The organism is Amycolatopsis sp. VC5-11, assembly GCF_037034185.1.
Taxonomy (GTDB): domain Bacteria; phylum Actinomycetota; class Actinomycetes; order Mycobacteriales; family Pseudonocardiaceae; genus Amycolatopsis; species Amycolatopsis nivea.
Genome location: NZ_JBAGKF010000012.1, coordinates 86,631 through 98,712, shown reverse-complemented (window position 1 = coordinate 98,712; position 12,082 = coordinate 86,631). Strand labels below are relative to the sequence as shown.

At 72.0% G+C, this 12,082-nt stretch carries 15 protein-coding genes; 6 read left to right on the top strand and 9 right to left on the bottom strand.

What is annotated here, in order from left to right:
* Positions 1 to 56 precede the first annotated feature (56 nt).
* From WA670_RS29990 to WA670_RS29970, 5 genes are all read right to left on the bottom strand, one after another.
* Entirely contained in the window at positions 57 to 1,109 is a 1,053-nt protein-coding gene (locus WA670_RS29990) for an NAD-dependent epimerase/dehydratase family protein (protein WP_336159552.1), read from the bottom strand.
* A 32-nt stretch (positions 1,110 to 1,141) separates the two neighbouring features.
* Positions 1,142 to 1,414, bottom strand: a complete 273-nt coding sequence (locus WA670_RS29985) for a hypothetical protein (RefSeq protein ID WP_336159551.1) — start codon at positions 1,412 to 1,414, stop codon at positions 1,142 to 1,144.
* Complete coding sequence (locus WA670_RS29980) at positions 1,415 to 1,612, bottom strand: hypothetical protein (RefSeq protein ID WP_336159550.1); 198 nt, start codon at positions 1,610 to 1,612, stop codon at positions 1,415 to 1,417. It lies immediately after the preceding gene.
* 76 nt (positions 1,613 to 1,688) lie between these two features.
* Positions 1,689 to 2,765: an FUSC family protein gene (locus WA670_RS29975; protein ID WP_336159549.1), complete on the bottom strand. Its 1,077-nt coding sequence runs from the start codon at positions 2,763 to 2,765 to the stop codon at positions 1,689 to 1,691.
* Positions 2,762 to 4,132, bottom strand: coding sequence for an aldehyde dehydrogenase family protein (locus WA670_RS29970; protein WP_336159548.1), 1,371 nt, complete (start codon positions 4,130 to 4,132; stop codon positions 2,762 to 2,764). The genes WA670_RS29975 and WA670_RS29970 overlap by 4 nt, the downstream gene beginning before the upstream one ends.
* Positions 4,133 to 4,228: 96 nt before the next feature.
* Here WA670_RS29970 and WA670_RS29965 point away from each other — a divergent pair, with 96 nt between their 5' ends.
* The 3 genes from WA670_RS29965 to WA670_RS29955 are packed head-to-tail and all read left to right on the top strand — an operon-like array spanning position 4,229 to position 7,533.
* Positions 4,229 to 5,689, top strand: a complete 1,461-nt coding sequence (locus WA670_RS29965; RefSeq protein WP_336159547.1) for an HAD-IIIA family hydrolase — start codon at positions 4,229 to 4,231, stop codon at positions 5,687 to 5,689.
* Positions 5,686 to 6,687: a glycosyltransferase family 9 protein gene (locus WA670_RS29960; protein ID WP_336159546.1), complete on the top strand. Its 1,002-nt coding sequence runs from the start codon at positions 5,686 to 5,688 to the stop codon at positions 6,685 to 6,687. The genes WA670_RS29965 and WA670_RS29960 overlap by 4 nt, the downstream gene beginning before the upstream one ends.
* A 21-nt stretch (positions 6,688 to 6,708) precedes the next feature.
* A complete protein-coding gene (locus WA670_RS29955) occupies positions 6,709 to 7,533 on the top strand; it encodes an SDR family oxidoreductase (protein ID WP_336159545.1) in 825 nt (274 codons plus the stop codon).
* Here WA670_RS29955 and WA670_RS29950 read toward each other — a convergent pair.
* The 3 genes from WA670_RS29950 to WA670_RS29940 form a co-directional block, all read right to left on the bottom strand.
* Entirely contained in the window at positions 7,530 to 7,940 is a 411-nt protein-coding gene (locus tag WA670_RS29950; RefSeq protein WP_134662322.1) for a DUF4383 domain-containing protein, read from the bottom strand. The genes WA670_RS29955 and WA670_RS29950 overlap by 4 nt on opposite strands.
* A 33-nt stretch (positions 7,941 to 7,973) precedes the next feature.
* Positions 7,974 to 8,345, bottom strand: coding sequence for a hypothetical protein (locus WA670_RS29945; protein ID WP_308196557.1), 372 nt, complete (start codon positions 8,343 to 8,345; stop codon positions 7,974 to 7,976).
* Between the two features lie 61 nt (positions 8,346 to 8,406).
* Entirely contained in the window at positions 8,407 to 8,763 is a 357-nt protein-coding gene (locus WA670_RS29940) for a hypothetical protein (RefSeq protein ID WP_275292827.1), read from the bottom strand.
* 72 nt (positions 8,764 to 8,835) lie between these two features.
* Here WA670_RS29940 and WA670_RS29935 point away from each other — a divergent pair, with 72 nt between their 5' ends.
* A complete protein-coding gene (locus WA670_RS29935) occupies positions 8,836 to 9,312 on the top strand; it encodes a DUF2267 domain-containing protein (RefSeq protein WP_336159544.1) in 477 nt (158 codons plus the stop codon).
* Between the two features lie 77 nt (positions 9,313 to 9,389).
* On the opposite strand, the gene WA670_RS29930 is transcribed toward WA670_RS29935, so the two are convergent.
* Positions 9,390 to 9,761, bottom strand: coding sequence for an ArsR/SmtB family transcription factor (locus WA670_RS29930; RefSeq protein WP_037813111.1), 372 nt, complete (start codon positions 9,759 to 9,761; stop codon positions 9,390 to 9,392).
* A gap of 112 nt (positions 9,762 to 9,873) precedes the next feature.
* Between WA670_RS29930 and WA670_RS29925 the strand changes: the two genes are divergently transcribed.
* Both WA670_RS29925 and WA670_RS29920 read left to right on the top strand, forming a co-directional pair.
* The gene (locus WA670_RS29925; RefSeq protein WP_336159543.1) at positions 9,874 to 11,070 is read left to right on the top strand and encodes a cation diffusion facilitator family transporter; all 1,197 of its coding nucleotides are present in this window, start codon (positions 9,874 to 9,876) and stop codon (positions 11,068 to 11,070) included.
* Between the two features lie 105 nt (positions 11,071 to 11,175).
* Positions 11,176 to 12,078: an ABC transporter ATP-binding protein gene (locus WA670_RS29920; protein ID WP_336159542.1), complete on the top strand. Its 903-nt coding sequence runs from the start codon at positions 11,176 to 11,178 to the stop codon at positions 12,076 to 12,078.
* Positions 12,079 to 12,082 lie beyond the last annotated feature (4 nt).

Below are 12,082 nucleotides of genomic sequence, written 5' to 3'. Positions count from 1 at the left end.
AACCCTGACGGAATCAGACTCCGTGAGGGTTCCCCTCACGCACGGGCGCTTGCGACTCAGGGCCGCTGCCCGACGCCCGTTGCGATCTCGTGCCCCCGATGTTCGTCCGGAGCCAGCGGCGGAGTACCCCCGCCCTGCCCGCGGCGCAACCCGTGCAGGAACTCCCGTACGGTCTCCTCGGCCGACCACTCCGGCTGCCATTCCAGTTCGGACCGCGCTCGCGACGTGTCCATCACCGGCAGCTGGAGCACCGTGTCGAAGAGGCCGGGCGTCGCGGGCACCAGATGCATCCGCCAAGCCGCCGCGAGTGCAGGCTTGACCAGCCCGGCCGGTACCGGCACCCGCCGCGCGCGCAGCAGCCGGGCCAGCAGCCGCGGGTCGACCACCGGATCGGTCGCGATGTTGAACGCGCCCGACACCGGCCGCAGCACACAGCGCCGGATGGCGTCGGCGAGGTCGTCCGCGTGCACGACCTGGAACCGCAGCCCCGGGATGTCCGGCACGATCGGCACCAGACCGGGCCGGAGCAGGCTGCCGGGCACGAACGGCCCGGCGAACAACCGCCGCTGCTCGGTCGACGCGGTGCGCTGAAAGACGAACCCGGGCCGGACGCGGACCACCCGGATCTCCGGATGCTCGCGTTCGAAGGAGTCCAGAAGCCGTTCTACGTACGCCTTTTCGCGCGGATAGGCCGCGCCCGGCCAGCCGTGCGTCGGGTAGTCCTCGCTGACCGGGCGGTCGTCGGCGGCGGGGGAGTAGGCCCCGACCGCCGAGGACGCCACGACCAGCGTCGCCACCCCGGCTGCCGCGGCGGCCTCGAAGAGCCGGAGCGAGCCGCGGACGTTCGTCTCCCACGTGAGGTCCGGGCGGTGGGTCGGTTGGAAAAGCCACGCCAGGTGGACGACTGTATCGGCGTCGCGCAGCGCGGGAGCCAGCTCGTCGTGCGCCACGTCGACGCCGACGTACTCGGTCTTGGGCGGCGGAATACCCGCCGGACGCCGTTCGAGGCCGGTGATCGCCTCGACGTCCGGGTCGGCTGCAAGGGCGCGCACTGTCGCGGTGCCGATATTGCCAGTCGCGCCGGTCACGGCGATCCGTCGAGAGCTCATCGGGGCCGGGTACCCGCAGGGCTTCGGGTCAATCAATGCTGGTCCAGCTGCCGCAACAACCGGCGGATCGGCAGTGCCATCGCGCCGAGCCCGAGGGTCGCTGTCACGCCGTCGTCTGAGGAGACGAGCCGGTCCTCGACCTGGCAGACCAGCGACCGGCAGCGTTCCAGATCCGTCTTGCGCCCAGGGACCGCGGTGTCTCGCACCGCCGCGGCGAGTTCGAGCAGCAAATCGGCGAGCGCGTCGCGGGCTTTCGGCCACGGATAGCGTTCGGTTCCCGTCGGGAGGTCGTCGGGCGGGGTCAATCAATGCTGGTCGAGCTGCCGCAGCAACCGGCGGATCGGCAGTGCCATCGCGCCGAGCCCGAGGGTCGCTGTCACGCCGTCGTCTGAGGAGACGAGCCGGTCCTCGACCTGGCAGACCAGCGACCGGCAGCGTTCCAGATCGGTCTTGCGCCCAGGGACCGCGGTGTCTCGCACCGCGGCGGCGAGTTCGAGCAGCAAATCGACGAGGGCGTCGCGGGCTTTCGGCCACGGGTAGACGTTCGGTTCCCGTCGGGAGGTCGTCGGGCGGGGTCAATCAATGCTGGTCGAGCTGCCGCAGCAACCGGCGGACCGGCAGGGCCATCGCGCCGAGCCCGAGAGTCGCCGTAACGCCGTCGTCCGACGAGACCAGCCGGTCCTCGACCTGGCAGACCAGCGACCGGCAGCGTTCCAGATCCGTCTTGCGCCCGGGGACCGCGGTGTCCCGCACCGCTGCGGCGAGTTCCAGCAGCAAATCGGCGAGCGCGTCGCGGGCTTTCGGCCACGGATAGACGAACGGCTCCCGCCCCTCCGCCGTCGTGCGCACCGCTTCGACCAGCTGCTCGACCGGCGGCCACAACGCTCCCAGCGTCCGCAGCGACGCCTCGTGTTGCGTGCCGGAGTGCCGGCTTCGCTTGCGCAGGTTGAGGAACCGGCCTTCCCGGGTGAGCCCGGACGCGTCCTCGGCCGCCCGCGCCAGGCTGCGCACGTCGCTGACCTGGCCGAGCCAGTCGTCCAGGTCCTCCGGCAGCTCGTCGGCGCGCACCAGTTCGGCGGTGTTTTCCAGCAGACCGGCGAGCGCCGAAGCGAGCCGGTCAGCGGCCGCGGCGACGCGTTCGCCGTACAGCGGCGGGAAAATCACCACGTTCACCACCAGCCCGATCGCGGCGCCGAGGGCGGTCTCCAACAGTCGGTCGCCGAGCAGTTCCGAGCTTCGCGCGGTCCCGTAGGTGACCAGCAGCATCCCCGTCACCCCGACCCACACACCGGACGCGCCGAACCGCCGCCACGAACCCACCAGCAAACCGACGAAGACGACGATAGCCAGCGTCACCGTCTGTTCCGGCACCACTTGCGCGACCCCGGCGGCGAGCAGCACGCCGAGCGTCACCGAGCCGACTTGCTGCGCCCAGCCGAGCAGGCTCCGGTAAACGGTCGCTTCCACCAGGAAAATCGCCGCGTAGGGCGCGAGGAACGGCTGCGAAAGGCCGATCACCTCCGTGGCCAGCAGCCACGCAGCCACCGCGGCGACGGTCGCCTTGGCGGCCTGCAACGCGGTACGCCGCTCACTGCCGGGCACGCGGATCGCACGGGCTGCCCAGCCCAGCGGCGTGCGGTCGAGTTTGGGCGTCACGCGCGTACGGGCGCGCCCAGGTGGACGAGCTTCGTCTGCGTCATCTCGTCGAGCAGTTCGGGCCCGTAGCCATAGCCGGAACCGCTGCCGCGGCGCGGGTGCGCCGCTCCGCCGGGAGCGCCGCCGAAAACGGCGTTGACCTTGACCGTTCCGACAGCCAGTTCCCGCCACGCGTGCTGCGCGTGTTCCATCGACGCGGTGAGCACGGTCGCGGCGAGCCCGTAATCGTCGTTCGCGGCCTCGGCCAGCCCGTGTTCGAAGGAATCCACCACGCACACCGGCGCGACCGGGCCAAAGGTTTCCTCCCGCAGCACCCGCATCTGGCTCGTGCATCCGGTGAGCACGGTTGCCGGGTAATGCGCGCCCGGCCCGTCCGGGACCTGGCCGCCGGTACGGATTTCGGCACCCAGCGATACGGCGTTTTCCACGTGGGAATGCACGTGGTCCCGGTGCCGGGTGTCCACCAGCGGGGCGAGCGTTTGCCCTCGGGCGATCTCGACGAGCGCTTCGGTGAACTTCTCGGCTATCGCGCGGTGCACGTAAATCCGTTCCACCGCAACGCAAATCTGCCCGGAATTCGCGAACGCGCCGAGCGCGGCCTGCTCGGCGGCCCACCGCGGGTCGACGTCCTCGTCCACCACGAGCGGGTCGTTGCCGCCGTTCTCCAGCAGCGCTTTCGCCCCGGTCGCGGCCGCGCTCGCCGCGATCGACCGGCCGGTGGCGGTGCTCCCGACGTGCGCGAGAACGTCCACATCGCTCCGCGCGGCCAGCACCGCGCCGATCCGGCCGTCGCCGTGGACGGTTTGCAGCACGCCTTCGGGGAAGACCCCGGCAAGAACCTCGCCGAACAGCGCTCCGGTGTGCGGACACCGTTCGCTCGGCTTGTGCACCACAGTGTTCCCGGTGACCACGGCCGCCCCGATGAGCCCGCACGACACGGCGACCGGGTCGTTCCACGGGGTCAGCGCGACCACCACGCCGCGCGGCTCCGGCACCATCAGATCGGTGGCAGCGAAGTCCCCGAGCAGGCTGCGGCCGCGATGCACCGGACCCAGCTCGGCGTACTGGTCGAGGGTGCCCGCCCCGGCGAGCACCCCCTCCTTGGCTTCCTCGAGCGGACGGCCGGTCTCGCGCCGATTGAGCTCGGCCAGGTCGTCGGCGTGCGCGCGCAGCCGTTCGGCGGCGGCACGCAGGGCGGCACCGCGCTCGGCGGCCGGGGTCCGGTCCCAGCCCGGCTGCGCCCGGTGCGCGAGGCCGAGCGCGGCGTCGAGTTCGTCCGGGCTGGCCATCGGGACCGCGCCGACCGGGCTCCCGTCGGCCGGGTCGGTGATCGCGAGCGTGGCGGCCCGGTCGTCGAGCGTGGTCATCGCACCTCCTGAAAGTCGGTCGCGCTGCGGGTACCCCGGCGCACGCGCTGTCATACGTTCCGTTTGCCTGCGCGGAGGCGGGGTAAACCGCCGCGGGTGAACACTTTCCCGGACTGCGCCGTGGTGATCCCGACGACCGGCCGCCCCGCGCTGCGGACCCTGCTGGACACGCTCGGCGCCGCGGAAGGCCCCGGCCCGGCCGAGGTGATCGTGGTCGACGACCGTCCACAAGGGACCGATCTGGAGGTTCCCGAGGGCGTCCGGGTGCTGCGTTCGCACGGCCGGGGCCCGGCTGCCGCGCGGAACGCCGGCTGGCGCGCGGCGAAGTCGGACTGGATCGCCTTCGTGGACGACGACGTGGTCCTCGCCGCAGACTGGCCCGCCCAGCTGGCCGCCGACCTCGCCCGGCTGCCGCCGGAAACCGCCGCGTCGCAGGCCAGGATCGTGGTGCCGCTGCCGGACGACCGGAAACCCACCGACGACGAACGGGGCACCGCCGGGCTGGAAACGGCGCGCTGGATCACCGCGGACATGGCTTACCGCCGGTCGGCGCTGATCGAGGCCGGCGGTTTCGACGAGCGGTTCCCGCGTGCGTTCCGGGAAGACTCCGACCTGGCCCTGCGCGTCGTGCTCAAGGGACACCGCATCGAGCGCGGCGAACGCGTCACGACCCATCCAGCTCGCCGTTCGGGATTCTTCGCCAGCGTGAAAGCCCAGCGAGGCAACGCGGACAACGCGCGAATGCGGTACAAACACGGCGTCCTGTGGCGGCAGCGAACCGGGGCTGGGAGCGGAATGCTGGGACGGCACGCGCTGACCGTCGCCACCGCCGTCGCCGCGCTCGCGCCCCGGAAGCGTCGCCTAGCCCTGGCAGCCTGGGCCGGGCTGACCGGTGCGTTCGCCGCACAACGCATCCGTTCCGGGCCAGCCACGCCCGGCGAGATCGCGCGCATGCTCGTGACGAGCCTGCTCATCCCGCCTGCCGCCTGCTATCACCGGCTGCGCGGCGAAATCGCCGCCCGCCGTTCGCTTTCGCCGCAGGCAGTGCTGTTCGACCGCGACGACACGTTGATCCACGACATCCCGTATCTCTCCGATCCGGAACAGGTCCGGCCGGTCGACGGCGCGGTGCGCCTCGTGCGGGAACTCCGGCGGAAAGGCGTCCGGGTGGGTGTGGTGAGCAATCAGTCCGGAGTCGCGAAAGGACTGATCGAACCGGTTCAGCTGACCGCGGTGAACGCCCGCGTGGACGAGTTGTTCGGCGAGTTCGGCACCTGGCAGGTCTGCCCGCACGACGCCGACGATGGCTGCGGCTGCCGCAAACCGTCCCCGGAACTCGTCCGGCGCGCGGCGAAAGAGCTTTCGGTCGACCCGGCGCGGTGCGTCGTCATCGGCGACACCGGCGCGGACGTCGAAGCCGGGCTCGCCGCCGGAGCGCGCGCCGTGCTGGTGCCGACCGCCCGCACCCTGCCCGCCGAGATCGACCGCGCCCGGCAAGACGCCCTGGTGGCGCGAGACCTCGCGGACGCACTGCGCCAGACCGGAGTCCTCGCGTGAAGCGCGTTTTGGTGGCCCGGCAGGACAATCTCGGCGACGTCCTGCTGGCCGGTCCGGCGATCCGGGCGATCGCCGCGCAGGCCGAGCACGTCACGCTGCTCGCCGGACCGCACGGTGCCGCGGCCGCGCAACTGCTGCCCGGCGTCGACGAGGTGCAGGTCTTCAGCGCGCCGTGGATCGACCCCGAACCGCCGCCGCTGACCCGCCCGTCCGTCGACGCCCTCGCCGAACAGCTGACCGGTTTCGACGCGGCGTTCGTGCTCACCTCGTTCCACCAGTCGCCGTTGCCGCTCGCGCTGGTGCTCCGCCTGGCCGGGGTGCCGTGGGTCGGCGCGATCTGCGACGACTACCCGGGCAGTCTCCTCGACCTGCGCCACCGCGTACCGGGCGATCCGCCGGAAGCGCTGCGGATGCTGTCGCTCGCCCAAGCCGCCGGGTGCTCGCTGCCTCCAGGCGACGACGGCCGGCTCGCGATCCGCGGTCCGCTGCCGGATGTTTCGGCGCTGACCGGGATCGGCGACTACGTCGTGGTGCACCCGACGGCCTCGGTCCCGGCGCGCAGCCCTTCTCCAGTCCATAGTGGACGGATCGTGGACGCGCTCGCCGAGGCGGGACACCGGGTTGTCGTCACTGGCGCAAAGCCGGAGGGAATGACCGCCGACGTCGACCTGAGCGGTCGCACGACTCTGCTCGAGCTGGCCGCTGTACTCGCCGGAGCCGAGGCTGTCGTCGCCCCGAATACCGGCCCGGCGCATCTGGCGGCGGCGGTCGGAACCCCGGTGGTGTCGCTGTTCGCGCCGGTGGTGCCCGCCGCGCGCTGGGCCCCGTTCGGGGTCCCGGCGGCGTTGCTCGGCGACCAGCACGCGCCGTGCCGGGGAAGCCGCGCCCGCATCTGCCCGGTCGCCGGGCACCCCTGCCTGGACGGCATCGACCCGGCGGAAGTCGTGGCCGCGGTGGAGGAATTGGCCAAGCGGCCGAGCCGCCGGGTAACCGCTTGAACCGCAAGGGAAGGAGAAGACATGGTGGACCCAGCACCGTTGCCCGAGGAAGCGGACGGGCCGCGCACGGCGGTCGTGACCGGCGCGGATTCCGGCATCGGCCGGGCGGTGGCCGTCGCGCTCGCCGGCGGGGGAGTGGACGTCGGAATCACCTGGCACACCGACGAAACCGGGGCGCAGGAGACCGCCGCCGAGGCGCGGGAGCAGGGCGTCGCCGCGCACGTGCGGCGGCTCGACCTCACCGACCTGCCGACCGCGGCTAGCGCCGTCGACGACCTCGCTGACGAACTCGGCGGCGTCGACGTGCTGGTCAACTGCTCCGGGACCGGCAGCAGCGAACTCGCGATGGACATGGATTTCGACACCTGGCGCGGCGTCGTGGACGTCGACCTCCACGGCGTTTTCGTGTGCTCGCAACGCGCCGCGCGCCACATGATCGACGCCGGGCGCGGCGGCCGGATCATCACGATCACCAGCGTCCACGAGCACGTGCCCCGCGTCGGCGCCGCTCCGTATTGCGCGGCGAAAGCCGGTGCGGGCGCGCTGACCCAGGTGCTCGCGCTCGAACTCGCCGAGTACGGGATCACGGTCAATTCCGTTGCCCCCGGCGAAATCTCCACCCCGATGACCGGACAGACCGACGTCGACCCGCGCGATCAGGAGCGTCCGGGAATTCCCTTGGGCCGCCCCGGGCACGCCCGCGAAGTCGCCGCGGCGGTGGCTTTCCTGGCCACCCCCGCGGCGGGGTACATCACGGGTGCTTCATTGGTGGTCGACGGCGGGCTGATGCGCATGGGCGCGCAGGCCGGAACGGCGTTCCCGGACCACAGCTGGCGGCGCCCCTAAGCCCGTTCGCGGCTGCCGCTGAGCGCGATGACCAAGGCGACGAGCGCGGTCAGCCCGTGCAGCCAGTTGTCCGCCCAGTTGAGATTCACCGGGTCGTCGCGTGCGGTGCTGAACGCCGTCGCCAGTATCCCGTACGCGGTGAGCCCGGTGAACGCCACGAACAGCACCCAGCAGTACGCGACGGCTCCGGAAAGCTTGCGTGCGGCCAAAATCCCGAGCAAACCGAGTACAGTGTGGACGATGTTCAGCACCGTGCTGGAACTGAACAGCCAGACCACGCGCGTGGTGTCGTGCCCGGCGTGCGCGGTTTCCGGCACGAAGAACCCGGCGATGCCGAGGACCAGGTAGACCAGCCCGAGCACGGCGACGACCGGCCGCGCCCAGGAACGGGTGGTGACCGTCGGCATGGGGGACTCCTTTCCGCGGCCGGTCGCGCCCGGTCACTCCTCGCGGAGCGACTTCGCGACGGAACCGCCTGCCTCGTCCGCCTGTTCGGCGGGATCCGGATCCGCGCGGCGCTGCGGGAGGTCCTCGTCCGGGGCCGCGGCCCTGGCCGCTTCCGCCCGGGCGAGCGTCTCGTCGTCGGGCGGGTTCGGCACCGGCTGGACGTCCGGGCGTTCCTCGGCGAGCCGGTTCCCGAGCGGTTCGCCTTCGCGCGCCTCGGCGGGCGTCGTGGCCTGCCGGGTCGCCGGGCTCCAGCGCTCCGGCGGTTCGACCCCGGCCTCCAGCGGGTCGACCCGCAGTTCGTCCTCGTCGAGGGACTCGGACTGGTCGAGCGTTTCGGGCTCGGCCGGATCGCTGTCGGGCATCATGCTCCCTTCTCGCTGCGGCGCTTTCCCGCCGGGTACCCGCGCGGAACGGGGCAAAACGGCGTCAGGCGGCGGCGAGATCGCGGATCGCGGTCTGTGCTTTCTGGATTTCTTGCCCGACCAGGAGCGCGGTGAAGCGGGCGACCGCAATGCTGTGCGCCGCCGAGGCGACCGCGTCGCAGGCTTCCTGCGCGTCGTCCGAATGGTGCCGCACGCGCCCGGCGAGCAAGGATTCCTCGAGCTGGCCGCCCAGGTCGGGGAGGAGTTCGGAGAGGTCGTCGGCGAGCAGGCTCAGCAGGCCGAGCGTGCGGTACAGCTCCGCGGGGGATTCGTAGCCGCCGGCACCGGCTTCGCGACGGAGCCGGCGCAGCGCGGTCTGCGCCTGCTCGGCCGGTGCGGGAGACGTCGCTGAATGGTCCATGAACCGCTGATACCCGGTGGTCGCGCCGCTAACCGGACGATTGCGGGCGGCTGCCCCGGGTATCCGGGAACGATGAACGAGATCGTCGAACTCATCCGGAGGCGGGCCTGCCTCGCGGAGTCCCGCGACGCCGAACAGGTCGCGCACGCCGTGCTGCGGACGCTGTCCGAGCGGATCTCGCCGGAAGCGGCGGCGAGCCTGGCGGTGCAACTGCCGCCCGGACTGGCCGACGACCTGCGCCCGGGCGGCGGCTCCGGGGAACGCTACGAACTGGAGGACTTCGTCGAACGGATCGCGCGCCGGGCGGACCTGACGGATCCGGAGGCCCTGCACCGGGCCGGCGTGGTGCTGGACGTGCTGGGCCGCGAGACGGTGCAGGTGGCGGACGAGGTCTGGGACGTGCTGCCGGAACCGTTGCGGCACCTGGTCGGCGCTCAGGCCCAATCCAGGAACTTAGGCGGCCTCAGTCCCGCTCACCGTCCACAAGAGACGCCACCGCCGCCGAAATGCCCGATTCATTCTCATCTGCCCGTGTCGTGCGGGCCGTGAGGGCCACCCTGAGGGAATCAGATTCCCTCAGGGTGGCCCTCACGGCCCGGCATTGGCGCTCAGGCCGCCTGAGCGCTTCAGGCGTTCCGCATCCGAGGCCGGTGCGGCTGGGCGTCGCCGCCGGGGATGTCGCGGTCCATATGGTCGGCGTGGTGCAGCGCCTGCGCCAGCAGCCCGCGCACGTGCTCGTCCGCGGCGGAGTAGTACACGAACGTCCCCTCGCGGCGGCCCTTCACCAGCCCCGCGAGCCGCAGCTTGGCCAGATGCTGGCTGACCGCGGTCGGCGCGGCCCCGGCCAGTTCGGCGAGGCAGGCCACCGACGATTCCCCCTGCAGCAGCGCCCACAGCACCTTGATCCGCGTCGGGTCGGAGAGCAGGCGGAAGCTTTCCGCGGCCAGGTGGACCTGCTCGTCGGAGGGCATGTCGAAGTCCGGCAGGGAGGAGTGCATGCCCCGATGCTACCGTTCCTTCTCGGTTACCTGCGCATCTGCGCAGGTATGCTGACAGTGGGCCGGGCGTTCGCCCGGTCGTGGGGCATTGCGGAACATCCGGGAGCGGGCGATGGCAGAGCTGGGACACGGTTCCGAGACCGCGGCGGGCGGCGGCCACGCGCACGAGCCGGAATCTCGCCAGGACAGCCCTGGCCACGAGCATGGGCACGACCCCGCGCATGGCCATGGCGTTTCCGGCCCTGGTCACGAGCCCGCGCACGGCCACGGGCACGGCCACTCGCCTGCGCACGGCCACGGCCACGGCCACGGGCATGGGCACGGCCACGGGCATGGTCATCACGAGCCCGCGACCTGGCGGCACCGCGTCAAACACCTCCTCACCCCGCACAGCCACGACAGCGCCGACCGCCTCGACACGGCCCTCGAAACCAGCCAGCGCGGCATCCGGGCGCTGATCTGGTCGTTCGCCGCCCTGTTCGGCACCGCCGTCATCCAGCTGGCCCTGGTCGCGGTCACCGGTTCGGTAGCCCTCCTCGGCGACACCATCCACAACTTCGCCGACGCCCTCACCGCCCTGCCGCTGGGCATCGCCTTCGCTCTGGGCCGCCGCGCCGCGACCCGCCGCTACACCTACGGCCTCGGCCGCGCCGAAGACCTCGCCGGAGTCGTCGTGGTGCTGATCATCGCCGGATCCGCCGCGCTGGCCGCCTACGAAGCGATCGACCGGCTGCTGCATCCGCATCCCGTGCAGCAGCTCTGGGTGCTCGCCGCCGCCGGAGTGGTGGGCTTCGCCGGGAACGAGCTCGTCGCCCGGTACCGCATCACCGTCGGCCGCGAAATCGGCTCCGCCGCCTTGGTCGCAGACGGCCTCCACGCCCGCACCGACGGCTTCACCTCGCTGGCGGTGGTGCTGGGTGCGGTCGGCGTCGCCCTCGGTTTCCCGGCGGCCGACCCGGTGATCGGGTTGCTGATCACCGTCGCGATCCTGTTCGTCCTGCGCGACGCGGCCAAGGAAGTCTTCCGGCGGCTGATGGACGCCGTCGACCCGGCGACCGTCGAACTGGCCGAAGCGACAGCTGCGGCGGTGCCCGGAGTGGAGGGCGTGCGGGAGGTCCGGATGCGCTGGATCGGCCACAGCCTGCGCGCCGAACTCGCCGTCCAGGTCGGCAACACTCTCACCGTCGAGCAGGCGCACGAACTGGCGCACAGCCTGGAACACCGGCTCATCGCCGCGGTTCCCCGCCTGACCGCGGCGGCGGTGCACGTCGAACCGGCGATCGGGGCGGAGTCCGTGCACCTCGGTTGATCGCGCATCGACCGATCGGCTGATCCGCCGCTCCGCCGGGACCGGCCGGAAACTCTGGCCGCGCAGTCGATTCGCCGCACCGGTGCCACCCGGCACGGTGGACGCATGGCAATCATCGAGGTGGAAAGCCTCGTCAAGCGGTACGGCGGGCAGACCGCGGTCGACGGCGTCAGTTTCGCCGTCGAACCGGGCGAGATTTTCGGCATTCTCGGCCCGAACGGGGCGGGCAAGACCACGACCGTCGAGTGCGTCGAAGGGCTGCGCAGGCCGGACGGGGGGACGATCCGGGTCTGCGGCCTCGACCCGCAGCGCGACGACGCCGAACTGCGCCAGGTCCTCGGCGGGCAGCTCCAGGAAAGCGAACTGCCGGACAGACTGAAGGTCGGCGAGGCGCTCCAGCTGTACAGCTCGTTCTACCGCGACCCGGCCGACTGGCGGGAACTCGCCGGAATCCTCACCCTCGAGACCAAACTCGGCACTCAGTTCCGCCGCTTGTCCGGCGGCCAGAAACAACGGCTGTCGATCGCGCTCGCGCTGCTCGGCAATCCCAAGGTCGCGGTGCTGGACGAACTCACCACCGGCCTCGATCCCCAGGCCCGCCGCGACGTCTGGGGCCTGGTCGAACGCATCCGCGCGCGTGGCGTGACGATCCTGCTGGTCACGCACTTCATGGAGGAAGCCGAGCGGCTGTGCGACCGGCTGGCGGTCATCGACGCTGGTCAGGTCGTCGCGGTCGACAGTCCAGCCGGGCTGGTGGCACGCGTCGACGACCAGCAGCGGCTCCGGTTTCGCGCTGCCGCACCGTTCGACGACGCGGTGCTGACCGGACTGCCGGAGGTCACCGGCGTCGAGCGCGCCGGCAGCCAGATCGTCGTCACCGGACGGGGAAACCTGCTGCTCGCGGTGACGTCCGCGCTGGCCCGCCACCAGATCGCCGGCCTGCGCATGGACCAGACCACGCTGGACGACGCGTTCGTCGCGCTCACCGGCCGTTCCATCGAATCCTGAGGAG